This window comes from Prochlorococcus marinus subsp. marinus str. CCMP1375 (genome assembly GCF_000007925.1).
Taxonomy (GTDB): Bacteria; Cyanobacteriota; Cyanobacteriia; order PCC-6307; family Cyanobiaceae; genus Prochlorococcus_E; species Prochlorococcus_E marinus.
Window position 1 is genome coordinate 597101 of the sequence record NC_005042.1, and the last position, 22519, is coordinate 619619.

Sequence of the window (22519 nt, forward strand, 5' to 3'; positions counted from 1 at the left end):
AAAAATTGGCTTAGCTAGACTATAGCCAAACCTATTGCAAATAAAGAGTTTTACCAGTCGGGGCGACAGGATTCGAACCTGCGACCTAGTGCTCCCAAAGCATTGGGTTGTCAAGATGAGACAGGGGCATAAATCTAGTCACTCACTGAGAACTATCTAGTTATCAGAATGGGTTTGAGACTCACTATTGTGTGATAATCCTGCTTGGTTTTAAATATATTCAACCAGGAGCTACCCCTAGAGCTACCCCTCAAAGTCCACTCCCCAATGAAAGCTAGAAGTACATCTGAAGAGTGGGTAAGAAGCGTTAGGAGTTACTTAAGCAATCAGCTCAACTCGAATTGGCAGATAACTCAAAACAAAGGCAAAGTGATGCTTGGCATCAGATGGGCAGATGGGGATAGGACCTACAAATATCTTCCTTTCAGGTGGGAAAGAACTAACCATGGAAAGATCCAGAGTTTTATTGAAGAAGTCCATGACCTCGTCATCAATAAAAAGGTTGGACTAAATGAAGCATTAGAGCGAGTAAAAAAGACCCAATCTGAATCGCTTAAAGCAGCAAAAAGTGGAAATAAAAACCGTATAGATGTTCGTTCTCCTTTTGTGCCTCCCTTACTCTTTTGATAGGTCGTTTTAAGCTTTCCATCTTGGACAACAAGATAACGTAATTCTTCTGGCCGTAGATAAACACTCAAGATTTGGATTGCAAATCTCCATTTCTGATAACGCTTAAAGATTTGCTGGATTCTTGGCAAGGCTCTCGCTATTACTAGGTTTTGGATTTTTTCTATGCAGTTTTCTACGCATCAAATATTTAGTAACTTGAATAGCTAAATTTTTGACCACCTATGCTGGCTTCATACATAAGCCCCCCTTTTGAAAAAGTAAGAACTGCGACTCCATCGCTGTAGTCTGCAGAAGCATTAACTCCTTCAGATATTAATGCTGCACTTGCTGAGGCACCAAACTCAAAATTACCTTGAGTAAATCTATCTAGAGATTTTTTATCTTTAAAAAAGATAATTTGGCTAAATGCTTGTCCTCCTAATTGAAATCCTATAGAAACTTGAGTTAGGGTAGTCGAGCCAATAACATTTCCATTTTCAAAAACCTCCCCTTTCCCTCTAGCACCACCAATACCAATACCGCCTTTCCCTACATTTGGGAAAACTGCATAACCTCTAGCTTTCTTAAAATAAGGTTTCAAGAAAGGCATTTTTTTGAAATCATTTAATGCATCGATTGTTTTTTCATTTGCTTTATTTTTATTCTTGCTTTTATTACCAAGAGGTTTCCACCCTGATATTAATAAATTATTTGAATATTCATTTGAAATTATTGGATTAAATTGGGATGCTTTAACTTCAATGAAATTCTGTGGTACAAAAAATAATGATATTAAAAATAATTGTTTGAAATTTTTAAAATACATATTAGTTTTTAAATACTTTATTTATTATAAACATTTTTATTATATCCCTGAAATTTGTAGCTTTATTTTACCCATTTCTTTGGAAGAACTAAGTCGAAGGTTCGACCCCCTTCTCCTTACTATCTTTGAACAGTCTCAATATACGTCGGTTAGAACAACAGCTGAAGGGTTATAAACGCACCAAGAGAACTGAGGAAGAATTATTTATGAAGTCCATCTCCTAGCAGAATGAAAAGTTGAAATAGATCAGCTACTTAGAGTATCTTTTATGCAATTGCAAATACGTAGTAAATGCCAACAGTAGAAGCAGCAAATTCAGCGGTTGGTACATTTAGCTTGATTTTATTCATAGGCTCAAGTATTTACTTGATTTGGATGTTTCAGAAGTTTTTCAAGAACTAGCAGTATTACGATGTTTTCATTAAAAACCGAGGTTTAATTGTTGTCTTAGCTTCTCCCACTTTGAGGTTTGTTGTGTGGGAACTAATTATGGGAAGTCTGAAAAATTGACCATTTGGGATTCAGCAATAATAGTGGAAATAAAGAATTCATTTTTTTAAATGACTCGAAAAGAATTTATGGACCAGTTCTTTGATTTGTGCAAGGAAGCGCAGGAATCAATCCCACCGCAGGTAATTGCAGAAATTATCAGAGATTATGCAGAGAGATTAGATGACTGAAATTTTTTCACCTAAAGATCCTTATGAAGTCCAAGCGGCTTGGGAGACTGTAATGACTGCAGTTGAAGAAATTAGAGCAGAACAAAAATGGCCTGATGAATATATTGCAAAAACGCTTAAGGGAATTGCTGAAAGTCTTGAAGAAAAGCCTTGCTGCGAAAATCAATAAAAAAGCCGCCCATTTAGAGCGACGCTTTTTTTGCTCCTTAGACCGGCTGTCAACTAAAACTATTTTAGAAAATAAATGAACCCTGCTCAATTATCTTTTGTTAAAGAGATTGCAATGACCTTGAAAGTCATACCAAATTCTGCGGTTTCAGGATTTAATTCGACCCTTTCCATATATGCATAATGCCAAAAAAACTTACTTTGGAATTACTAAGTCGAGGTCGAAGATGCCATTCCTATACCCCTGATTGGAATCTTGCGTAATTGAATTCGCACTCCTTGATGGAGTGTCTTTATTGAGTTTTCAACTTAGGTTCATACACAGCCCCATTGCATACCCCAACAGCAAGTGACTCCTTAGCCTCTTGCCCCCATCCCTTTAGATCCGACTTTTCATTGATCCATCTAACGGTACTATCAAAACAGCGGTTCCAAGATGCAGCTTGCCTAGACACAGGAACTAATGCGATTGCGGTACAAGAAACTCCAAGTGCAATTACTCCGAAAAAAGCCTTCTGCAATGATTCACTCATTTTTTTGTAAATGTACTAAATGTATTTAAGCTTGATTAATACTTGAAAAGAAGATTTAGTACAATAGTCAGAAGCGCAAGTCATAAGATTTGGTGTCTATCTCAACACTTCACTGATTTCTGGTAGCTAATTCAAAGCTATAAAATAATAGGTATCTACTCAATAGTTACCTATTAATCAATCGCTCTACTGAGGCATGGTTGCATACGCTAGATCGAGAACAAGATCATGGCTTTCAATGCTATGGCCTGTGACGGTTCAACCCATCGAGAATGAGACAGTTGAGTTATCCAAGTCCAATGAGCTTATTGAGAAACACGAGGAGCAAAGAAAGAGCTTTTTAGAAGCAAGTAAGAATGGAGGGATGTGGTTTTCTTAAGGTTCACACTAAATTGACAAAAGTAGAACTTTATAGTTCTACTAGCACAGACTTAAGAAGCCTTATTGAGTCAAGGGTTATAGAATCTGCTTCTTTTTACTTTCGCAAGAATCAGTTGGCTCAATAAAAACTTGGCTTTATTGGGTTTCATTGGTTTTAGATCAGAGAGATAAAACATATGGACTTATGAGTTAATTATCTACAAGCTTGAGAGGTTAATGCTAGGAATCGTTCAAGACTTAGGGTGAACCAGAGGCATAGCTCTAAAAAGAACCTAGGAGTATCTCCTGCTCTTTAAAATATTTTTAAAAGAATGGACTCTTCCTTGCAATGTCTAAAAGAAATAGATATATATAGGAGACTATCTTACCTATTAATGTTTACTCTAATTACGGTACTTTTTTCTCTATTCTTTATTGGCTTAACGGGATGGACGATTATAACTTACCTCGTTAAAGAAGATTCCCAGAAGTACATTAAAGAAGAACTCGACAACTTGTTTGACATTTCTAAGATGCTTTTTCTTTCCCTAAAGGGTCTCATCGGAGTTTTAGCAAAGCATTCCTTTTCTTCTGATTCAGTAGAGAGAACCTCTAATGAATCACAAGGAATAGATGACCAGCTATTGAAAATGGTTACCCCAGTTGAAGCAGTTGAAGAGGACACTGCTCTTTCTTCATTCAGTCCAGAATTGATTGAAGTAATTACTGAAGAAGAAGAAAAAGTTGCTTAGTCTAAGTAGGACTGCCTTAATAGTCATTTCGATTCTCGCGTTTTTTCTGTCTTGTTTTGGAGTGGCAGCTTTCAGGAGACCAACGACTTTTAATTTCCTCTAGGAAATCATAGATAAATTTATCAGGACAATCCAACTCTTCCTGTAATTCATTCAGCTCATCAGTAATAAATTCATTTACCCCAGAAATGATCCCTATTTGCTGGTCTTGAGTTGGTTCCCACTTCTCTGGCATAAACCTTTATATTGGAGAGCGCACTTTTATTGTGTGAAAGGCTTGAGATATGTGCGTTAAATAATCAACTTATTGTGATCTTTTTTGAAGAAGGATGAACTTGGGTTATCTCTAAGGATTCTCTTTATAGCTTACAACCCTAGTGAAAGATGTTATTGCACATAGTGCTTTGTTAGTCCTAGGCCGAAAGGTCGAATCCTGTCGCCTCGCATAGGGTTTGATGCGTCTCATAAACAGACTATTCATACCTGAGATGAACTTATTACTATTTGCTAGGGTTTATTTCTTTTCTTACGCGCTCTTTTTAAGCTCTTAACTAACTCTTGGCATGATCAAGGTATGAAATCCTTTCTGGTTGCCTATTTTATGGCAACAATATTTTTCCTGGCTCCGGTTTCGACATTCTCATCCGCTGCGGATTTACCATCTTCCGTGTCAGATATAAGTAAGGATTTTTCAGAGAAGTTCTGTACCTCTATTGGGAATGGAATGACTTCTGAAAAAGCTGGAGAGACTGCTGCTGCTCAATTGTCAAAAGGATTATTGTTTTCGCCAGTTTTGAAAGAAATAATGTCTGCACCAAAAGAAGATTTAGCGGCATCTCTATCTAAGAATATTTTTGATGGATGCGGGAATGAGATTGGAGGTACAAAAGGAGAACTTGAGGATTATTTGGCACAATTGGCAAATAAAGTCCCAAATAAATCTACTAACAGTTTGCAGCTCCCGATGACTCGACAGAAACCTTCCAAATGAAAGACCTTGCTTCTTCCTCTTCTTTCTGAAATCCCTTTACCAGAGAGCTAATGTAAGGCTGAAGCTTATCGACTGTTAGGCCAATGCTGCAGAGCAATAGTCTAATAGCGAGCAAATAATTCAATCCGAAAACCGAATTATCTGCTCGCTTGGTTACTTGCCTACAAACATGAGAGGTTAATGCTATAAGAGCTTTAGTCTTCGAAGAGAGATAAAGTAGATGGGAAGCCTTTGGCAACCTTCTTTGGGGAGCAAAACGATATCCTCATCGTATTGTGACTTGTTTTGACTGCAATCAGCAAAATGATGACTGAAGGAATAGGGCGTTAGAGCTTATGTTTCTTTTTTGGTGTCATTATTTAAGATTTCCCAAATATTTTCCAATCTTTTCTCTTAGCCATTGCACGTTTTAATTGCTCATCATTTTAAAACCTGTTCCACATCCACTTGCTTCTGCTCCTTCTGGAGGACTAATTAAAAAACCTCCACCACTCAAATCAGCAAAATAATCAAGCTTTAAGCCTTGCATTAAGTTCAGTTGCTTAGATGGAGCAAATAGTGTTATCCCATCAGTTCTTGCAATAGGAACCCCACCTTGGCTTCCACATCGCAACCGAATATACAACCAGCCTTCCTCAAAACTATCGGGTAATAAATCAATATGCATTTCACCAGGAGTACCTCCAAATGCAGATTGCCTCATTAATTCAGCAGTGGCAGATTTGGAAATAGTTAAATTGTAAGACATCACGCAGGTTCCCTTGTTCATATGCATTTTAGATTAATCGATTTCTTTGTAGTTAATGATTTCCAAAGTTCTTAATTTTGTACAGTTTGACTACCTGCATTCGACTCTGAGGTCCTTGGATTGTCTAATTGTTCTAGATTCAGTTTCGGGGTGAATGAAAGATGTTAGAACAAATATTTTTTAATGCTTTTTGAGCTGTTCTTTAAATGAGTCCTTTCGATACTGTCAAAACAGGCTGTGATTATCAATGGAAGAACTAACCAAAAGGTTGGGAGAGAATGAGAGTAGAGTCCAGTATTTAGAAGTAGTGTTGCGATACCAAGAAAATAAATAAATTGTTCTGTATACATCTAGCCAATCCCTGGAAGATCAAAAGGAAGCTTGTCTTCAATTGATATTAGGTATTTTTGAACGGCAGGTATACGTAATAGAGCTAAAGGAGCAACAATGTTGAGCACGATCCAAGCCCCGCCAATTATTGGGGCCCATTTCCCAAACTTTTTAAGAAACCCTTTTTGTTCATTTTCTTTACTCATAAGATTTAGCTCTATCAAATCTTGAATACTCTATTATCTATTCCACGAAAAAGGGACCATTTAGTCCCTCTGAGTAATTCCTTGCTGATTCTAATCCTCAGGATTCGAAAGAATTAATAGCATGCTTTTTAGTTTTAGGCAGCGAAGAAACAAACGCTCCCTTTTAGCAAATTCTTTAAGGCTTAGAGGAAAATGGCCAAGCATATGAAGATAAAGGAGTAGGTGAACATATTTCTTCTCCATTGGAAGAGATGTAGCACCTTTCAATTCCCCACTCTCTTTCAACAATCTTCATTTCAATTGATCCGTTTGGTAAACGGGAAGAAGGCATTGAAGTCATTTGAATTTGCAGTTAAACACTTGTAGCTACTCATTAAGTTTGAGCAATGAGTAATTAGCTATATTGACAACCTCGCAAGTACCAAAGATACAGAAGCTTTATAACTTCATACTGCTTAAGTTCCTTCATTCGGCAAGCAAGGCTCTTGGATTTGCTGATTGTTCTCGATCAGGCTTTCTGGTGAGATTCACGATGAAGTAATAAGAACTATTTTGTAATTCTTTTTCACTGTTCTACACAAAAGCAATTAGTAGGAAATGCTTAGAAATATTTTCCTTTGAGAAATCTCTCCATGCATATTGTTTGGCAATCGCTCATGCTCTCTTCTAAAGAACAGAAAGATGTACATTCAAAATAATCGTCTATAGCTTCTACTTCCTTTTCAGGTTTGCTTTTATCTAAGATTTTGTCCATGAGAATTACCCCTTTTACTATAAATAATGTATCTAGTAGAAAAGGTATTTGCATCTGCATTTTTTCCTATCGCTTTGGAAGGATGATAATGAGATGTTCAGATTACTATTTCGATAAGCAATCAAAAACATGAAATAACAACAAAAAGTACTTTCCTATTCATTTAGGAGCAATAATCTTTATGAATTTAATCTTTTGATGGCTTTCGAAACCTCTGTTTTTACTTTCAGGATTTCTGTTCCATTTGAACAATGGGCTGCAATATTTGACAGTGAGGATATTCGTAAGATGCACGATGAAAATGGCATCCAACCTTTATACAGAGGAGTCAGTGAAGACGACCCAATGAAGGTAATAGTTATCCACCAAGCTGAAGCAGGAGTCGCAAAAGCATTCTTTGAAGCAAGTAGAGAACCTATTGAAGCAGGAGGCCATATTTGGGATTCAACCGAGATTACTTTGTGGAAAGCTGGCTAAACCTTATGTTCAAAATCCATACTCTAGTTTGACAAAAGAAACACCTAAAGAAAGAAAAGAAAGATTCAAAGCAATGTCTAGTGCTGAGAGACAAGCATTGATTAGAGCAAAAATGAAAGCTGAAGGATTGCAGGAAGGGAGTGGTGTCATAGGTGTGGCCTATGACGAAGGCGAAGTATGGGATCTAATCCTAATAACTAGTTTCTTCCCTGAAATGCAATCTAAGAAGGAACCATAACCTCAATTAAAAATAATTTGATGTAAGAATGGGCTTTCAAGGAACTTTCCTGAGAGTCATTTGAAGTCCATCTTGTTTCAAGAGGCTAATCCATTCAATAATGGAATAAATACGTCACTATGAAGAATCCAATATCTCAAACCAATCAGAATTAATACATTGACTATTACCAAAGTCATCAATCGAAGCTTTGGATCTAACATCAGTTCTGCTTTTTCTTTGGGTAAAGCCTTGCAATTTTTTTAGATTGCTCATCTTTGGCTAATTTTTTTCTCTTTCGATCCATACTTGATTCTTTGTCTTGGCTGGCGTTTATAAATATCAAGATAATCATGCTAGTGAAGATTGCTCCAACTACCAAAATCAATATTCCTAAGGGTTGCGAGGGACTTAGGAATTCATAGCCTAAAGAATTGCTTGCCATATTTTCTTTATAGACAAATTATGAATATTTTACAAAGAGACTATTTAGGAAGTGAAATAGCGATGCAAGTTTTTTGCTACTGGAAGTTACGAAATGAATAACACTTGCAAGCATCTTGATCAAAGCCAAATATTACTTGTGGTAGTTAGTCATTCCAAAAATATGTCAAAGAATTCAAAAAACAAAGAAGAGACTATGTAATGAGTGTTTGATCGCAAAATGTAGGGGCACTTTAATCATTGAAGCTGTAAGGGAGCAAACTACTTAGCATTTATAGGGATATAGACTTGCAGGCTTGCCCTGTTCTGCCCCAAGGGCATTTTAAGGGATCCAAAAGGAGTGGATCTAAAAGTTCTTCAATATCAAAATATGGATCCTCTAAAAAGCTAGTAATTATCTACGGTTTAAAATGCTTTTCTATGACTACGACTTATTGATCAAAGAAGTTAACTTTTCGATGAACAGCTTTTTGTCTTTGAGAATTAGGTGTAAAGACGGATTCTTATCCTTTTTAGATTCGTTAAGTTTGGTGCCCTCACTAAATAGCTATGAAAAAAAACGAGATTGAAATTGCTATGGAAGGTCTATTCCTTGGTGCTGAAAGAGTTAGATCAAAAAAGCATGCAAATAGACTCTCTAAGAATGTTCATAGAGAATTCTCATCCAGAATTGTTAATGAATTGTGGGAGGAGCAAAGGAAAAAATTTAAGGCCGCATAGTAGAAAAAACAGTTTTCACAGTTTTCTTGGCTTCACGATGGATTTGTAATTGCTCTTAATAGTAGTTTTTATTATGGCAACAGAGGATTTAGAAAAATTAGATACTTATATTGTTGGTTCAATGGTTGCCAAGAATATTGAAGCGATTTCTGAATTGAAAGAGAGTCAAAAGAAATTGAAAAAGCAAATTGACAAACTTAAGAATCAGCTGAAGTTCCTTAGCAAGAAAATTACAGAATGATCTAATGAAAAATATCAGAAGACTATTTGCTCTTCAAAAGTTTGTTTAGCGTTTAATTAATCAAGAAACATTCCATCTACAGATATCTTCTGTCTTGTTTGGGCTGAAGGGAAATTCTCATGAAAAATAAGCATTCCATGAGTAAAGGCTACAACGATAAATATTCCAACAATTGAAAACCTCTTTTTCACTTTGAATTTCAGTTAAATCATTAGTGACTTTGGATCGATGAATCCGGCAATGATGCCAATCATCATAAGGAAAGCTGCAAGAACGATTAGAGCAACAGGCCAAATAAATTTAAATTGAAGTTGATCCATCAAAAACAACCTTTCTTTACCATCATGCCAAAAAAATTAAATACCTTTAGTAGTACTAGATCAAATCTTGGCATAATGGACATTATAAAAAAACTTTTTTTCAATGAGGCGATTTTTACTTTTTGCTATAACGGCTGGGATTGCGTTCCCTATAAGCGCCTGCAGTCAAAAGAAAGAGATATCCAAAAATATTGATTCAGTAGTTGTTGAAACTCTTATAAGTGCAACTGAATCTTGGAATGGAGACACTTATAAATATCCAGAAGGCAAAGCGCAAATGACACTTCAAAAAATAGTTGCTCAACCTGGTTTTCAAACAGATCTTCATTTTCACCCTCAACCTGGAATTGCTTATGTGGTTAGAGGGACTATTTCTTGTAGAACCATTGATGGCACATCACTCAAAGTCGGACCTGGGGAAAGTTTTGCTACTCCGCAGGACACTATTCATTACTGCGCTAATGATGGTGATGAAGCTGCTCTAATCTTTGTTGCTTCTGCAGGTGCTAAAGGTAAGAAAACGACTGTTCCTTTTTCGAAGTAGATGCAGAAAACCCTAATCCTTAACGGACTTACAATTGTTTTTATAGGGATTTTTTCTCTTATTTCAAGAAATTAGGTTTAGGAAAGTAGCAGACGACATGATTTTGATAATAGAAAATTCAACTTTTTATTTTCCAATTGTTATTTGCATTATTATCAGTTTAGCCCTTACGATATTTGTAAATCTTGCTAAATCCTAATAATCAAATTGCTTCTTTTAGTTAGATATGTGTAGTAGATATGAGCTGATAACTAAATTCGATGAACTACCTTCTCTTTTAAAGAAAGATCTACCAAAAGGTTTCGAACAAAAGTATGCTCAACAGGAATTAATTAGACCGAGTGATCCTGTCCTGGCTTTAAAGAATGAAGGAAAAATAACAACCTCAATTATGCTTTGGGGGTTTATATCTGAATGGGCTATAGATCCATTTGATAAAAAAAGGCCTAGACCTTTTAATGCAAGAGCTGAAAGTATTGGGGAGAAGAAATTATTTAGAGGAAGTTGGAGACATAAAAGGTGTCTCATGCCAGCGAGTGGATTTTTTGAGAAGGGTTATCGCATAACTAGAAAAAATGAAGAACCTTTTTGGTTTGGAGGCCTTTGGAATAAATGGACGTCACCTGAGGGCAGTGAGCTTGAAAGTTGTTGCGTATTAACTACCGAACCAAATGAATTAGTAAAACCATTACATAATAGAATGCCAGTTATCATTCCAAATGGATTAGAAGAAGAGTGGCTGGCTATAGTTAAAGATAGATATGAATTAAGAGCACTTGAGAAGATGTTAGTTGGATGGAGTTCAGAAGGATGGAAAGCAGAAGCGCTAAGCAAAGCATCAACTACTCAAATGAGCTTGTTTTAATCGACTTTTATTATTAGGTGACGTATTAGTACAAAAACATTCGAACAAAGATTTTCAGAAATTACCTTTGATGAAAAATTTATAGCAAATGTTTAGATATTAGCTATAAATTTTGGCGATAATTGGACCAGCTTGATCGTCAGTAAATACAGGAGTTGTATCCCATTCCATAAATTCACCCCAATCAGCTGCATGCTCATATAAAGCAGTTGGATCGTCAGTCTCTACTATTATCCAACCTTCTAAAGACCCTGGACCGTGATAGCGGCCAAGCATATTAGCTCTAGGGTATGGAGCTTGTGTAGCTAGGAATTTCTTTGCAGCTTGCTCGTGGTATCCGGTTTTAAATTTCCAGTGCTGAATGTAAAGCATTTATTAATTGAAGTATGAATTGATTTAATCATAGTTAGCTATTTATTAAGTGTACTTGCACAAACTTTATTACTCTCAATCAAGAAAAATATTTAAAGGTGCATGCTTTTAGAGCAATAGATCGAAAGTGTTATAAGGGAAGAATGAAAAATGATGATTGCCTGCATGCATCTATTGCAATTTATTTTTGTCAAAAACGCTTTGTCTAAAAGGTTCGACTATTTCAGGTTTTTTCTCTTCCCAAGGATCTTCTATTACAAAACCTTGTGATATCTCATGGACTTTTTTCTTAAGTGCAAGATTTTTCCATTCGCACCACATGTCACAGAGCATTAGTGTTTGACTTTGACTTTGTGCTCCTTCTTCTAGCAATTTTATTTGGAAAGGCTTTAGGCTAGGTTTCCATTCCTTAAATTCCTCTTTCCAGTTTTCATCGTTCATACTGCTGCCTCTTGTCCTTTCCCTAATAGTCCTATAGATATTCGCTACGGCAAGACCTAATCCATTGTTTTGGGTTCTTAACTTGAGAAAGTCTTCCAACTGGTTTTTGTTTCAGAGCCTTTTTGAAAAATCTTTTAGATCGGTAGTTATTGGCTCCAATCTATGTTCCTCATGGATTTAGAACAGTCTCAAAGTAAGATATATGCCTTCATTCTCTCCACAAAGAATCTATTTGCAATTATTTTAAGACTTAGCTTGTTTCAGTCCGCCATGCTTTAAAGATTGCTATTAAATAAGAAACTAGAACACAAGAGTTAAATCTATGGGAGAAGCTAAAAGGCGTAAAGAGCAAGGCTTGGCTCCCAAGACTATAAAGAAAGAATCAAAATCAGATTCCTTAAATCTATTTGTTAAATACCCAAGGTTGCCCTATATCCTTGTTAGTATTGGTGTTATATACCTGCTTTTTGATTTGATAAGATACTATAATCGTTAAGAATTAATTTTTCTGACAACTGCTTGAGTATATTTATTGTAATTATTTTTTCCTTTTTGGAGAAAGATATTTTTGGGGAAATATTTCGCAATCTAATTTTTTTATGATATTTCTTGGTGCAATTAGTTGTTTTGAACTTGCTGGAAAAATCGCAGAAATAATTGCAATAAGGAAGTCTCATATTATAAAAGTATTTTAATATTATTTTCTAAGTTCATATCATTCTTACGCTCTATTTAGAAACGGGTTTCATGTAAGTTCTAAATTTCACCTTTAGAAGTTTCATTTTTCAGCCAGTAAAAATTCCTTAGGATTTCATTAGTTGTTTAATGTAAATACCAGCTTGGATCTAGAATATCCCTTGTGACGAAATAGATAGCACTTCCAAGAAGGATTGAGAGAGCAAGAAATTTTAACAAGTTCATCTGTTAGACCATCTGAGCTAAAACAAATAAAAATGCTTTTGAAAGGAGCCATCCAATTCCAAGGCAAATTAAAACAGTTTTGAGTGTGTCCATTATTTAGAGAATGCTTTGAATGGTTATCTGAAGCAATAAGCTTTTAGATTTTAACCAACTAACTTTACTTTTATTGCTACTTAGGGAAACAGGATTTAGATTATCTGTTATCTTTCAGCCATAGAGATATGACAACTCCCCTAGAGTTCAGTGAGGTATATAAACTCCTCAACGCAATCAAACAAGGAGATAAAAGCAAAAATGAATCGCTGAATTCAATTTTAAGAGAGTATAAAGAAGGGGAGAATGCAGAAAGTTTTTTACATGAGTTAGGGCAAAATTTCTTGTATCTAGGTGTCGAGGAATTATTCAAATACACAAATTCCAGTAACTTACAATTTATTGGCCAGTTAACTAAGGAAGAGTGGGACGTACTGGCAAATAACAATAACTGTGATTTACCAGTTCACCTTGCAAATACAATGATTAACTATTTAAAGGATAATAAATTTTCAGAAAGATTATCTTTAAAATGGAATAAATCTATTGGGGAGGTTGAAAAACATGTAATGCCAATGGCAAGGTATATAACAGAAGGTATCATTGATGTATTGGAATAATATAAATATACCATTAACAATATATTTTTTTGCTATTTAACTATTGTAAAAGTTGTTTTCTAAAAATATAAAACCAATTATATTTACCATTTGAATCATTAGTTTGCCATGCCTAATATCTTATGCAAATCAATATAATGAGAGTTTCTTAATGAATTTCTTAGGATAGCTTTTTTATTAAGCCAGCTTGTAAACGAAGTCATAGTTATACCTAGCTCATCAGCAAGCTCGTGAAGTTCTTGGAGGTTTGCCCCATATCCAGCTCGTTCGATCCAGGAAGCCATTTGAGCAATGTCATGTTCGATGAAATTCATAAGTGTGCGAGGGACCATGGAGTAGCGCACCGATTGAGAATCGTACCCTTGTACTTTTTGCCAAGCTTCTGCCATTTCATTTCCAGTCAATTCTGCGCCAGCGAGATTCAGAGCTTGACCTAAAAATTTCCTTGGCTTTTTAAAAATTGCATTTGCCCAAAGCCCAATATCATCTACTGCAATTGTTTGCCAAACCTTGTCTCCTTTAACAACTCCAGGAAAACTTTTTTCAGAAATTTTTACGCTAGGAAGATCGCTATCGAAATTTTCGAAATAACTCACAGGCCTCAGAATTGTCGAGAATTCTTTTAATCCATTAACGAATATATATTCCTCAATACTCCATTTGTTCGAGAAATGACTTGGAGCAGGATCACTCTTTAGTGGATCTTTTGCTTTGCAAACTGAACTGAAAACAAAGTGTTTTAAACTTCCTTCTTCTATAGTTCTTTTTAAAACATCTACCAAATTTCTTCCTTGCTGTAGTTCATATTCTCGAACTATGCTCCCACGGCCTAATGCCCAGCCTTTGGTAGGAGTTGTATTGCCAAATACCCCATAAACTCCTGCAAAGCATTTCTCTAAACTTTGCGGTTCTAATAGGTCTCCTTCCAAGACCTGAACATTTGGCAGCTTGGCCAATTGCTTTGAACCTTGGCTTAAAGGATCACGTGTAATGGCACGAATGCTAAATAAATTACTCTTGGACAAATGATTTACGACAGAAACCCCTTGTCGGCTAGTAGCCATTGTTACTGCTATAACAGGCTTTGTTCTTTGTTCTTCAAAGGTGTTTTTGGGAGGAGATTGAATTTTATAAAGAGCATCGGAATGGAAACGGCAATCCATTGCAAAGAAACATCAAGCTATACATGAAGAAATGTAACGCATGAATTTTGAATTCGTGGGCGGTGGTTTTGAATTAATTCGATAGAAGATCTCAGTGCTTTCAAAAATCGATTTATGTTTTTAAAACCTCATCTCTGTAAAAAAACGCCTCAAGGCCATTAAAAATTGAAAGTGCAATAGATAAATAGTTGCATTCTTAATATTTAATGGACTAGTAATGAAACTCCTGCTAATTGTAAACAGTAATATCTAATACCTTTTGGATTAATTCACATGATTAATGACAACATTGCAGAAATTCTCCTAGCAGCAATTCTTGTTTCATCTACTTATGACAAGGATCAGCCAGTAATCAAGTGGGGCGGATTGGTAGTTGCAGTTGGAGCTGTGGTTTCAGCTCTATTTGGATAGACCTGTCAACTAAATAAGCAGATTTGAGTCGATTTTCTAGAAAGTCCATTAGATCAGCTTCTAGAACTATTTGTCCTCAATAGATGCCTAACAATCTATTGAGGACAAAATCTAATAACTCTATTGCAAACTACTCAAAGTAGTTTGCTTTTTTTATGCAAAACTTCTTTATTAGAAATGGACTCTGCCCTTTTAAATGCAGTTAAGTCTCTATATATGACTTCTAGTCAAATACTTTTAAATTAACTGATCTTTGAAAAGCTTTTGCGTGAAGAAGGGGGGCGTATTTCGATGCCCCCCTTGAGTCCAGCTCTTATTGTTTCCTGCAATGAGCTTGGACTCCTTTTTTATTACTAGCCTTTAAAAAGGTTAAATATCAAGAGTAAAAACACCTGTTTTACCTTTCCTAAAATTTTATGTCATTTCTTTTCTAGATTTTTTTATTTTGGGTGGTTAACCGCTGATCTTAAATAGTCGGTTTTTTGTTATTGCTTATTCTATTACTAATGAAAATTCAAGAATGACAGGGATTCTTTTTCTACTTTTCAAACCAATACTTTTCCTAATGATTAAAAAGTTTTTCAAGAAGCAAATGAAGGCTTGGATAGTTGCTGCTTTGGAATGGCTAGCCCTTCAAACAGATAATGATATAGATGATGCAATTGTTAAAAAGGTGAAAGGTGCAATGAAGATAGGAGTTGTCTAACTTTTGTTTTTGAACAACCTCTGGAATGCCCATACTCAATAAACCCAGATTATGACCTGAGAACTCTTTAGACTGATTTAGGTGTTAAGACGGACTTGATTGGTTTTTTCTTTATTGCATATTTTAAGTAATTGCTTTTGCTTCAATGGCTTCACCAGCTTTCGATGCTTTTATTGATGATTGCTTTGTAGAAAAAGACCCTATTTGCGATTTAAGGAAAGAAGATTCAATTGAATTGGATCTCTATGCCTCAAAATTGATTACAGAAATGCTTGCTAAATCACAAGAAGACTGAGGTAGCTTTGTCGCAGTGCTTTGAAAGCTTTTACTAGTTGTTCATCTTTCTTCTTTCTTGAGAAGAAAAAACAAGCCGCCAATTACTAAAGGGCCTGTAACTGCTGCTAGACCAATCAAGGCTATTAGCTTAAAAGCTTCAAGTCCTTCTATTGCTGCTTCAGTCCCTAAGAGCATCACAATTAAGAAGAGGCTTTGCATATCTGTTAGCCTCCATTAGTGAAAGCTTAATCTACTTCAGATCTTAATTATCCTTGTAAGGATGAAGTAATGACATTTATTTTTCTAAGATCAAATACAATAAAGTGCAGTCATTTAAATCAAATACACCTAGCTACTGCATAGATATATTCCATTAGAGATCTTGTGAAACAATCATTTGTATATATTTCGTTTTGTTGATAGTGCAACTTATCCTTAGGGAATAGAAGAAATAATCTAGGGGCTCTATTTCTTAAGAAGTTTTTCTAGCTTTTCTTTAGTGTCTTTAAGGGGATCACGATTGATTTTGAAAAGGCCTTCTCTTCTAAGTCCTTTTATGGTTTGAGAAATCCAATAAGCTTGAAGTAGGAAAAAAATTAATCCAAATACAGCTAAGGGAATAGTCCCTGGAGGTAGATTTTCCATTAGTTGCGGATGGTTTTTAAAGGTGAGATTGACAGTGCAGTACTTGTAGAAATTAATAGAACTACCAAAAAAGATCTAGTTTGCTTATTAAAGATGCCACCATTCATTGACTCAGGAGCTAGGATTTGATGCAATTAGTGATTTTAAGCGATTCGCAAACTTGTTAAAAGATTAAATAAAAAAACATTCAAAGGGGATCCAAAGACTTGTTACTTGCTGAAGCTTTTCCAATCAATGAAGGTATTTCTAAGAATGAGCCTCTAGGGGAATCTTTACCTGATTAAATCTAGTTTGATTTAATCTAAGGTAGTAGTGCTTGGAAGAACAATGGCCAAAAAGTCAGCTATCAATAATACATTTAATATTCTTCATCCTTTCTTATAAAAGCAGGCTATTCCTAAACAGCTAAAGATCTTCTGATCAAAATCATTAGATGATCAATCGCATTAGTCTTGGCATTAACCACTGCTTTCGATATAACAGAATTAAGCTGCAAGGTCATTTATGTCCACCTTCGCTCGTATGTCTAGATCAGAGATTATTCATGGTCGCGCAGCTATGGTCCTCATGTCTGTATTAGTTATCGCGAAAAGTCTTATTTGAGATGGCATCTATTAAAAAAGTTTCTGAGCCATTTGAGGATTTTACAGATGAGCAAATAGCTGATTTAGAGAAATCGATTGGCACTTTGGAGGAGGAATCGGAGAGGATTATTAAAGAAGAGATGGAGGAAGCGAAAAGGAAAAAAGCTCCAAAATCACCTTTTAAGAGATTAAGAAAATCCCCTTTAGAAATAGTTAATCGATCCTTATTTTTTCTTTTCTTAGGAAGTTTTCTATTTTCATTCTCTTCTGTTTATACTGCAAGCCGGTGGTGGTTTTTCTGGTATGTAATTAGTGCTTTTTCCTGTATTCTTTATACTCCAAACAGGAAAGCTCTTAAAGAATTGCTCGATGCTTGGCCTAATATTGAAGATCTAATAAAGGGACGAAGTCAATAATCATTCGTTAGAAAAGTTATACGCAAAAAGGCATGTTGCTACTAAAGCTGCTTAAATAAAGCATTACTGCAAAGATTCAGATGCTAGAAAAAATATTTAAAGCTGTATCAGTGACTTTTTTAGCTGTTTTTGTTATCTCTTCGATCTTATTTTCAGGATTGACTAAAGTTGAAGCTCTTTCTTCAGAGGCCAACGGAGACAACCCTCTTAAAATTGTCATTGAACAAACTGGGGATCAACAAAATAATGAAAAATCCCTTGATCAAAGAAAAATGGAACGAGTACCAGACCTAGGGGATGATCAAGTTTTTCCATTTGTCGCAGGCTTAGATTCCTATGAAGTTATGAGATAGAACTTAAAAGATAGAAAATACTAGAGTTCGTAAACCAGATTAAGTTTCAGATGTAGCGGTTCATATAAGCGTTCCATGCGATATGAAGAATTCAATATTTCACTCATAGACTTTTCTAAAGCAACACCTATTTCTTCTGTTGGAAAATTTACTAGGCTTTAAAGAGTAAATGAATTGGGGTTTCTAAATGGATTGGGAGGCTGCTAAAAAGCATTGCATTAATAGGAATTGGCAATGGTCATTAGATTTAATTAACCAGGCTGAAAAGGAAATGATTGCGTTGCAAGAAAAAGTTAGAAAACTTGAAGCCAAAAATGAGCCCTCAGATTTGTAAAAACCCTGAAACAAGTTATGCAGATAATTAAAGAGAACAAAAAGAGCTGTAAAGTAAACAAAATGCTTCTTTGGATAAAATGAAGAAATCAAGCATGCAAAAGAATTTACTTCAAAAAAGTGGGAAATGGGGCGTAACCCTTGGTGCTATTTGGCTGGGAATTCATATTGCTGTTCCTTTGGCTTTATTACGAATCCCCGCTTTTCAGAAATACTTAATTGCATTTCAAAATAAGCTTCCTTTCTCTATTCCTGGAGTTGGTTAAATAAGAATAGAGGGTTAACTCTTCTGGAATATTATTAACTATCTATAAAAGTTTGACCAGAAATAAAACTCTAATCAGTATTTATATTAATTAAATCCATACGTGCAGAATAACTTAGATTTTTACAACGATGATTCCAAAATAATGTGTAGAGCAAATATTACTCAGCTTTAGAGTTAGTTAGGAAGACTTTACTCTATAGACATATTTTTTGGTTAGTAATATAATTTGAAATACATAAAATCATTTTAATTTATAATAGCAATTGATAAAAAATAAACTTCGCCTAAAATCAAGCAACTTCTTTATCATTAGCGGAGCTATTCTCTTCAGATAGACTCATTACTGGGGCAATATTCTTCTGCTGCTGTTCTTTTAAACTTTGAAATTTCATCTCCAATTCCTTCATGTATTTCTTAGTATCTTCCAATTCCTTAATTTCATCACCTCTTAATTTATTACTCCAACTATCAAAAAACCATGCAATACAAGCTCCAACTCCAGCTGAAATAATCACTAGGGATGCAATAGGGAAAGAAACTGATAAACCTGGAATGATATTTATAGTCGTTGAAGCAGTATTTTCCAGAGTGAAATAAGCTGTTAAAAGGGCAAGTGCAAATATCAAAGCAAAGTTGAATACTTTAAGAGTTGTTTGTTGCATTGAAACAATAGAATTAATAAAAGGTGGTCAGTAGGACCTATGTAAATGAGGACAATTTAATTGTTTGTCCTTGGACTACAAATGCTTTCTAATTGATGAAGTGAATTTTGCCATCGGTGTTTTCACCTGTGTTTACGTTTGCATCTTCTACTAAGACATGCGCTTAAGCTATTACTTCCTGCCCAGCTTTTTATAAAGTAGCTTAGGAGTGGATATTGTAATAAAAATGGTCAAGAGCTTCAAATTGATGGACGCTTCTTTTTTCAAGGCTCTTGAGTTAGCTGATGCCTCTAGGACTACTTCATTAGTTGTTTGGTCAATGTTGATTTTTCTTGCGGTCCTTTTAATTGGATTAAGTATTGCGTTAGTAACACAAATCAAATCACGGGTGAAGAAGTATGAGTCTCCATCTAAAAAAGAAGGCCCTAAAGGGTTTTAAAGGAATTATTTAGACCTATCATAAATCCAATTAAAGCCCTCCTTGGTTGATTACATTAATAGCTATAGGGGTTATACATATTCCCGCAATTAGAAAAGCCAATGCTATTTGAAAAATCGGCAAGATATTTTCTGGCTTCATTGGTTTTACAGCCTCTTTGCTTTTTTCTGTGCCTTCACTGCTGAAAACTTTTGTTAAAAGCTTATCTTTGAGTGCCATCTAATTAATTTCATCAACTAAACAAACAATATCGCATTAAGTAAGTCCTGCCTTAATTCGTTATAAGTATCTTTCCTTGTGCTCTTAACATCGCTGTGCCGTACTACCCAGTCATTTGAATGACTTTTTCAGATTGTTTGGATTTGATTTGATATAGAACAAAAATTGACTTTTATTAAGAATAAACAAGTGAAACCTTAGTTATGAAAATCAATTAATATTGATCAAGAAAGAAATATTTGAAGAATAGACTTATTAAACTCTCTATTCCTTTAACTATTTTAATAATAATTAAGGTGGTATTAATTTTTTTAATAACAAAGCAAAAATGAATTTTACTAAATTTCTCCTTATCGATTGTGCTCTGGTCCTTATAGGACTTGCTTGGATATTAATACTTCAATTTCAGAAAGATCAAACTTCTCTAGTTTTAAATCTCAATGGCAACAAAAAAATTGATCAAAGATTTACAAAATTTCCAAGCTTAGACAAACTATTAGAGCTTGAAAAGTTGTCTAGACAGAAAGGAAGTGGAATAGAACTTGACTCTTTAATTGGTCTCTGGAAATTTGTATCTGTTTGGAAAAAAGGAACTGATAATGAAGACAAGATGTCTAGCTCATTGCTTCGACTTTTTTCTGCAAGCTTAGAACTAAAAAAACAGCAAGTAAATGAAGACCTTTTGAAATTTGATCTTTCTAATTCTATCCAGTTTGGAAAGTTGTCAATCAGATTTATCGGCTCTGGCTGGTTAAAAGGTTCTCAACCTCTTTTGCCATTCTTTTTTGAACGAATTGAACTTAAATTAGGCGAAATCATTTTGTTTAGTCGAGCACTTGAAATTCCTAATGAAAAAGATAGCCCCTTTTTTGCTCTTATTGGTATGGGAGACCATGGGGAATGGCTTTCTGCAAGAGGAAGAGGAGGAGGCTTGGCCCTTTGGACGAAAGATGATGCGTCTAAATAATAAACCGTTTTTGTTGAAGATCAGATCTTGTATTCGAGAACTATTTATTGCTGAACCACGAGTTTGCATTCTAGGATTAGAACCCAAGTGGAAGAAATCGCTTACGCATCAAGACATAACTATGACTTTTTAATTTGATTTAAGAATTGTCTACTCCTCTTATGTTGTGCATTTGCAAAGAAAATCTCAGGTGAAGATGTTTCTACTACTTTGCCTGAGTCCATAAATAAAACTTTATCGCCTACTTCTTTTGCAAAGTTGATTTCATGAGTTACTACAACCATTGTCATTCCTCGCTTTGCCAAGATTTTCATTGCATCTAAAACTTCGTTGACTCGCTCTGGATCTAATGCACTGGTTGGCTCATCAAACAAAAGTAATTCTGGGTTCATAGCTAGGGCCCTTGCTATTGCTACTCTTTGCTGCTCCCCCCCACTAAGTTGGCTGGGGTATTTCTTAGCATGTGAAGCTATGCCCATTTGGGAAAGTAGGTTAATTGCATGTGCTTCAGCTTCTATCTTTCGACGTTTTTGTACTTTGATCGGAGCAAGGGTTATATTTTCTAAAATAGATAGGTGTGGAAATAAATTAAATTGTTGAAAAACCATCCCAACTCTTTTTCTTATTCTACGAATGTTGTGCTCGTCATTATTTCTTGCACTCAATTGAATTCCCAAGACATTTAACTCACCAGAGTCAAATGTTTCAAGGCCATTAAATGTGCGAATAAGTGTGCTTTTGCCTGACCCTGAAGGACCCATCACTACAAGTACCTTACCTTGCTCAATTTCAATGGAAACATTGTCAAGAGCTCGTATGCCCGTTGTATAGGATTTGATGAGTTTTTTGGCTGTAATTATAGGGCTCATGAATTGTTAGAGATTTCGTCTATTAATGGACAGTTTTTGCTCAAGATTTCTTGCCAGAAGGGCCATTATCATGCAAACAAGCCAGTAGATTGCTGCGAGCCAAACATAAACTTCTATGTAACGGCCAATGAATTCTGGATTTGCAAGAAGACTTCGGCCAATTCCCAGCAATTCTACTAATCCTAAAATAGCCATTAAAGAAGTGTTTTGAAGTAGGCCAATAGCCTGATTAGTTAGAGCTGGCAAAGCAATTCTTAGTGCTTGTGGTAAAACAATGAATTGAGTGATTTGAATATTATTAAGTCCAATTGCTTTCCCGGCTTCTATTTGAGTATTTGGGATTGCCTGCAATCCTCCACGTATATCTTCGGCTATATATGCTGAGACAAATAAAGTAAAAGCAATTGCAGCTCTCCATACTCGACTTATTTCTATTCCTACAGGAAGGAATAAAGGTATAAGTAGTTGTCCAAAGAAAAGTACTGAGATAAGAGGAACAGATCTCATTGCATCAATATATATCGAACTAATTTTTTTAATTATTGATAATTTACTTTGTCTGCCCAGTGCTAAAGCTACTCCTAAAGGTAAAGAAAATAATGCGCTAGACGCTGTTAATAAAATTGTTAGTGTTAATCCACCCCAATATCTACTTGCAATTGGGAGAAGTCCTAGCCCTCCAGCAAGAAGGTAAATACCTATAGGAGTAATGGAGATCCAAGCAAAGGGAAGTGATTTCCCAATCCATCTCCATTTAGATTCACAAAGCGTAAGAGCCGTTAAAATGATAATCAGCACTATCCATAGAGCAGGTCGCCATCGCTGCGTTAGTGGATAACTGCCAAAAAGATATAAAGGAAGGTTTAGATTTACTACTCCCCAATCAGCAACAAATAATACCCATTTTGCTGTTGAGATTATAATGGAAAGAATTATAATTGTAATTATTAGGCTTATTATTAAATTAGATATACTAGAAAATCTTAGTTGCTTTAATCTAATGGCAATTTCACGATCTAATCTCATAATAATATCT

Annotated in this window: 39 protein-coding genes; 22 read left to right on the top strand and 17 right to left on the bottom strand. The window is 35.2% G+C overall.

The features are described 5' to 3' along the window. Nucleotides 1-267: 267 nt before the first annotated feature. Complete coding sequence (locus tag PRO_RS03210; RefSeq protein ID WP_036891827.1) at nucleotides 268-627, top strand: hypothetical protein; 360 nt, start codon at nucleotides 268-270, stop codon at nucleotides 625-627. A 190-nt stretch (nucleotides 628-817) separates the two neighbouring features. Here PRO_RS03210 and PRO_RS03215 read toward each other — a convergent pair whose 3' ends face one another. Beyond that, a complete protein-coding gene (locus tag PRO_RS03215) occupies nucleotides 818-1435 on the bottom strand; it encodes a YSC84-related protein (RefSeq protein ID WP_011124788.1) in 618 nt (205 codons plus the stop codon). Between the two features lie 672 nt (nucleotides 1436-2107). On the opposite strand from PRO_RS03215, the gene PRO_RS03220 reads away from it, so the two are divergent. Next, nucleotides 2108-2284, top strand: coding sequence for a hypothetical protein (locus tag PRO_RS03220; RefSeq protein ID WP_164923215.1), 177 nt, complete (start codon nucleotides 2108-2110; stop codon nucleotides 2282-2284). A gap of 292 nt (nucleotides 2285-2576) precedes the next feature. On the opposite strand, the gene PRO_RS03225 is transcribed toward PRO_RS03220, so the two are convergent. Further along, nucleotides 2577-2816 carry a hypothetical protein gene (locus PRO_RS03225; protein ID WP_011124791.1) on the bottom strand — a complete coding sequence of 80 codons (240 nt, stop codon included), beginning with the start codon at nucleotides 2814-2816 and terminating at the stop codon, nucleotides 2577-2579. A gap of 692 nt (nucleotides 2817-3508) precedes the next feature. Here PRO_RS03225 and PRO_RS03230 point away from each other — a divergent pair. Beyond that, complete coding sequence (locus tag PRO_RS03230; protein WP_011124793.1) at nucleotides 3509-3928, top strand: hypothetical protein; 420 nt, start codon at nucleotides 3509-3511, stop codon at nucleotides 3926-3928. A gap of 16 nt (nucleotides 3929-3944) precedes the next feature. Here the strand turns inward: PRO_RS03230 and PRO_RS03235 are convergent, their stop codons facing one another. Continuing rightward, complete coding sequence (locus PRO_RS03235; protein WP_011124794.1) at nucleotides 3945-4163, bottom strand: hypothetical protein; 219 nt, start codon at nucleotides 4161-4163, stop codon at nucleotides 3945-3947. Between the two features lie 339 nt (nucleotides 4164-4502). Between PRO_RS03235 and PRO_RS03240 the strand changes: the two genes are divergently transcribed. Then, nucleotides 4503-4919 (top strand): hypothetical protein, encoded by a 417-nt coding sequence (locus tag PRO_RS03240; RefSeq protein ID WP_011124795.1) that lies wholly within the window; start codon nucleotides 4503-4505, stop codon nucleotides 4917-4919. Between the two features lie 409 nt (nucleotides 4920-5328). On the opposite strand, the gene PRO_RS03245 is transcribed toward PRO_RS03240, so the two are convergent. From PRO_RS03245 to PRO_RS09310, 3 genes are all read right to left on the bottom strand, one after another. After that, a complete protein-coding gene (locus PRO_RS03245) occupies nucleotides 5329-5667 on the bottom strand; it encodes an AIR synthase (protein ID WP_011124796.1) in 339 nt (112 codons plus the stop codon). Between the two features lie 350 nt (nucleotides 5668-6017). Continuing rightward, nucleotides 6018-6203: a hypothetical protein gene (locus PRO_RS03250; protein ID WP_011124798.1), complete on the bottom strand. Its 186-nt coding sequence runs from the start codon at nucleotides 6201-6203 to the stop codon at nucleotides 6018-6020. 175 nt (nucleotides 6204-6378) lie between these two features. After that, on the bottom strand, nucleotides 6379-6543 hold the full coding sequence (locus tag PRO_RS09310; protein ID WP_165438627.1) for a hypothetical protein: 165 nt from the start codon (nucleotides 6541-6543) through the stop codon (nucleotides 6379-6381). 612 nt (nucleotides 6544-7155) lie between these two features. On the opposite strand from PRO_RS09310, the gene PRO_RS03255 reads away from it, so the two are divergent. Next, nucleotides 7156-7434 carry a DUF3764 family protein gene (locus tag PRO_RS03255; protein ID WP_036891818.1) on the top strand — a complete coding sequence of 93 codons (279 nt, stop codon included), beginning with the start codon at nucleotides 7156-7158 and terminating at the stop codon, nucleotides 7432-7434. A gap of 28 nt (nucleotides 7435-7462) precedes the next feature. Further along, nucleotides 7463-7672, top strand: a complete 210-nt coding sequence (locus tag PRO_RS03260) for a hypothetical protein (RefSeq protein ID WP_011124802.1) — start codon at nucleotides 7463-7465, stop codon at nucleotides 7670-7672. 77 nt (nucleotides 7673-7749) lie between these two features. Here the strand turns inward: PRO_RS03260 and PRO_RS09590 are convergent, their stop codons facing one another. After that, the gene (locus PRO_RS09590; protein WP_268741279.1) at nucleotides 7750-7875 is read right to left on the bottom strand and encodes a hypothetical protein; all 126 of its coding nucleotides are present in this window, start codon (nucleotides 7873-7875) and stop codon (nucleotides 7750-7752) included. A gap of 769 nt (nucleotides 7876-8644) precedes the next feature. Here PRO_RS09590 and PRO_RS03265 point away from each other — a divergent pair. After that, on the top strand, nucleotides 8645-8815 hold the full coding sequence (locus PRO_RS03265; RefSeq protein ID WP_164923216.1) for a hypothetical protein: 171 nt from the start codon (nucleotides 8645-8647) through the stop codon (nucleotides 8813-8815). A 73-nt stretch (nucleotides 8816-8888) separates the two neighbouring features. After that, on the top strand, nucleotides 8889-9056 hold the full coding sequence (locus tag PRO_RS03270) for a hypothetical protein (RefSeq protein ID WP_164923217.1): 168 nt from the start codon (nucleotides 8889-8891) through the stop codon (nucleotides 9054-9056). A gap of 56 nt (nucleotides 9057-9112) precedes the next feature. Here the strand turns inward: PRO_RS03270 and PRO_RS09595 are convergent, their stop codons facing one another. After that, nucleotides 9113-9247 carry a hypothetical protein gene (locus tag PRO_RS09595; RefSeq protein WP_268741280.1) on the bottom strand — a complete coding sequence of 45 codons (135 nt, stop codon included), beginning with the start codon at nucleotides 9245-9247 and terminating at the stop codon, nucleotides 9113-9115. Nucleotides 9248-9479: 232 nt separating this feature from the next. Between PRO_RS09595 and PRO_RS03275 the strand changes: the two genes are divergently transcribed. The 3 genes from PRO_RS03275 to PRO_RS03285 all read left to right on the top strand — a co-directional run bounded on the left by PRO_RS03275 (nucleotide 9480) and on the right by PRO_RS03285 (nucleotide 10785). After that, a complete protein-coding gene (locus PRO_RS03275) occupies nucleotides 9480-9920 on the top strand; it encodes a cupin domain-containing protein (protein WP_011124807.1) in 441 nt (146 codons plus the stop codon). 97 nt (nucleotides 9921-10017) lie between these two features. Beyond that, on the top strand, nucleotides 10018-10119 hold the full coding sequence (locus PRO_RS09670) for a DUF2905 family protein (protein ID WP_011124808.1): 102 nt from the start codon (nucleotides 10018-10020) through the stop codon (nucleotides 10117-10119). Between the two features lie 27 nt (nucleotides 10120-10146). After that, entirely contained in the window at nucleotides 10147-10785 is a 639-nt protein-coding gene (locus PRO_RS03285; protein WP_011124809.1) for an SOS response-associated peptidase, read from the top strand. A gap of 99 nt (nucleotides 10786-10884) precedes the next feature. On the opposite strand, the gene PRO_RS03290 is transcribed toward PRO_RS03285, so the two are convergent. Beyond that, nucleotides 10885-11157: a DUF3303 domain-containing protein gene (locus PRO_RS03290; protein ID WP_011124810.1), complete on the bottom strand. Its 273-nt coding sequence runs from the start codon at nucleotides 11155-11157 to the stop codon at nucleotides 10885-10887. 171 nt (nucleotides 11158-11328) lie between these two features. Then, complete coding sequence (locus PRO_RS03295) at nucleotides 11329-11697, bottom strand: hypothetical protein (protein ID WP_011124811.1); 369 nt, start codon at nucleotides 11695-11697, stop codon at nucleotides 11329-11331. 1043 nt (nucleotides 11698-12740) lie between these two features. On the opposite strand from PRO_RS03295, the gene PRO_RS03300 reads away from it, so the two are divergent. Next, a complete protein-coding gene (locus PRO_RS03300) occupies nucleotides 12741-13172 on the top strand; it encodes a hypothetical protein (protein WP_011124813.1) in 432 nt (143 codons plus the stop codon). A gap of 98 nt (nucleotides 13173-13270) precedes the next feature. Here the strand turns inward: PRO_RS03300 and PRO_RS03305 are convergent, their stop codons facing one another. Continuing rightward, nucleotides 13271-14335 (bottom strand): NmrA/HSCARG family protein, encoded by a 1065-nt coding sequence (locus PRO_RS03305; protein ID WP_011124814.1) that lies wholly within the window; start codon nucleotides 14333-14335, stop codon nucleotides 13271-13273. A 273-nt stretch (nucleotides 14336-14608) separates the two neighbouring features. On the opposite strand from PRO_RS03305, the gene PRO_RS09315 reads away from it, so the two are divergent. The 3 genes from PRO_RS09315 to PRO_RS03315 all read left to right on the top strand — a co-directional run bounded on the left by PRO_RS09315 (nucleotide 14609) and on the right by PRO_RS03315 (nucleotide 15747). Further along, nucleotides 14609-14746: a hypothetical protein gene (locus PRO_RS09315; protein WP_165438628.1), complete on the top strand. Its 138-nt coding sequence runs from the start codon at nucleotides 14609-14611 to the stop codon at nucleotides 14744-14746. Nucleotides 14747-15311: 565 nt separating this feature from the next. After that, entirely contained in the window at nucleotides 15312-15452 is a 141-nt protein-coding gene (locus tag PRO_RS03310) for a hypothetical protein (RefSeq protein ID WP_225866402.1), read from the top strand. Between the two features lie 145 nt (nucleotides 15453-15597). After that, nucleotides 15598-15747, top strand: a complete 150-nt coding sequence (locus tag PRO_RS03315; RefSeq protein ID WP_164923218.1) for a hypothetical protein — start codon at nucleotides 15598-15600, stop codon at nucleotides 15745-15747. 41 nt (nucleotides 15748-15788) lie between these two features. Here the strand turns inward: PRO_RS03315 and PRO_RS09320 are convergent, their stop codons facing one another. Together PRO_RS09320 and PRO_RS03320 are read right to left on the bottom strand one after the other, a co-directional pair. Next, nucleotides 15789-15947, bottom strand: coding sequence for a hypothetical protein (locus tag PRO_RS09320; RefSeq protein ID WP_011124816.1), 159 nt, complete (start codon nucleotides 15945-15947; stop codon nucleotides 15789-15791). A gap of 246 nt (nucleotides 15948-16193) precedes the next feature. Continuing rightward, the gene (locus PRO_RS03320; protein WP_011124817.1) at nucleotides 16194-16373 is read right to left on the bottom strand and encodes a hypothetical protein; all 180 of its coding nucleotides are present in this window, start codon (nucleotides 16371-16373) and stop codon (nucleotides 16194-16196) included. A 504-nt stretch (nucleotides 16374-16877) separates the two neighbouring features. Here PRO_RS03320 and PRO_RS09560 point away from each other — a divergent pair. The 5 genes from PRO_RS09560 to PRO_RS03335 all read left to right on the top strand — a co-directional run bounded on the left by PRO_RS09560 (nucleotide 16878) and on the right by PRO_RS03335 (nucleotide 18325). Continuing rightward, nucleotides 16878-16976, top strand: a complete 99-nt coding sequence (locus PRO_RS09560; protein WP_235619524.1) for a chlorophyll a-b binding domain-containing protein — start codon at nucleotides 16878-16880, stop codon at nucleotides 16974-16976. A 1-nt stretch (nucleotide 16977) separates the two neighbouring features. Beyond that, nucleotides 16978-17373 carry a hypothetical protein gene (locus PRO_RS03325; RefSeq protein WP_011124818.1) on the top strand — a complete coding sequence of 132 codons (396 nt, stop codon included), beginning with the start codon at nucleotides 16978-16980 and terminating at the stop codon, nucleotides 17371-17373. Nucleotides 17374-17453: 80 nt separating this feature from the next. Further along, nucleotides 17454-17726 carry a hypothetical protein gene (locus PRO_RS03330; protein ID WP_011124819.1) on the top strand — a complete coding sequence of 91 codons (273 nt, stop codon included), beginning with the start codon at nucleotides 17454-17456 and terminating at the stop codon, nucleotides 17724-17726. 187 nt (nucleotides 17727-17913) lie between these two features. Next, the gene (locus tag PRO_RS09325) at nucleotides 17914-18060 is read left to right on the top strand and encodes a hypothetical protein (protein ID WP_165438629.1); all 147 of its coding nucleotides are present in this window, start codon (nucleotides 17914-17916) and stop codon (nucleotides 18058-18060) included. A 79-nt stretch (nucleotides 18061-18139) separates the two neighbouring features. Next, on the top strand, nucleotides 18140-18325 hold the full coding sequence (locus PRO_RS03335; protein ID WP_036891815.1) for a hypothetical protein: 186 nt from the start codon (nucleotides 18140-18142) through the stop codon (nucleotides 18323-18325). A 292-nt stretch (nucleotides 18326-18617) separates the two neighbouring features. Here PRO_RS03335 and PRO_RS03340 read toward each other — a convergent pair whose 3' ends face one another. After that, nucleotides 18618-18989 carry a LapA family protein gene (locus PRO_RS03340; RefSeq protein ID WP_011124821.1) on the bottom strand — a complete coding sequence of 124 codons (372 nt, stop codon included), beginning with the start codon at nucleotides 18987-18989 and terminating at the stop codon, nucleotides 18618-18620. A gap of 247 nt (nucleotides 18990-19236) precedes the next feature. Between PRO_RS03340 and PRO_RS03345 the strand changes: the two genes are divergently transcribed. Continuing rightward, on the top strand, nucleotides 19237-19428 hold the full coding sequence (locus PRO_RS03345; RefSeq protein WP_164923219.1) for a hypothetical protein: 192 nt from the start codon (nucleotides 19237-19239) through the stop codon (nucleotides 19426-19428). Between the two features lie 30 nt (nucleotides 19429-19458). On the opposite strand, the gene PRO_RS03350 is transcribed toward PRO_RS03345, so the two are convergent. Beyond that, on the bottom strand, nucleotides 19459-19647 hold the full coding sequence (locus tag PRO_RS03350; RefSeq protein WP_011124823.1) for a hypothetical protein: 189 nt from the start codon (nucleotides 19645-19647) through the stop codon (nucleotides 19459-19461). A 328-nt stretch (nucleotides 19648-19975) separates the two neighbouring features. On the opposite strand from PRO_RS03350, the gene PRO_RS03355 reads away from it, so the two are divergent. Beyond that, nucleotides 19976-20614: a hypothetical protein gene (locus PRO_RS03355; protein ID WP_011124824.1), complete on the top strand. Its 639-nt coding sequence runs from the start codon at nucleotides 19976-19978 to the stop codon at nucleotides 20612-20614. Nucleotides 20615-20733: 119 nt separating this feature from the next. Here PRO_RS03355 and PRO_RS03360 read toward each other — a convergent pair whose 3' ends face one another. Then, entirely contained in the window at nucleotides 20734-21483 is a 750-nt protein-coding gene (locus PRO_RS03360) for an amino acid ABC transporter ATP-binding protein (RefSeq protein WP_011124825.1), read from the bottom strand. A gap of 6 nt (nucleotides 21484-21489) precedes the next feature. Continuing rightward, a complete protein-coding gene (locus PRO_RS03365; RefSeq protein ID WP_011124826.1) occupies nucleotides 21490-22509 on the bottom strand; it encodes an amino acid ABC transporter permease in 1020 nt (339 codons plus the stop codon). Between the last annotated feature and the right edge of the window lie 10 nt (nucleotides 22510-22519).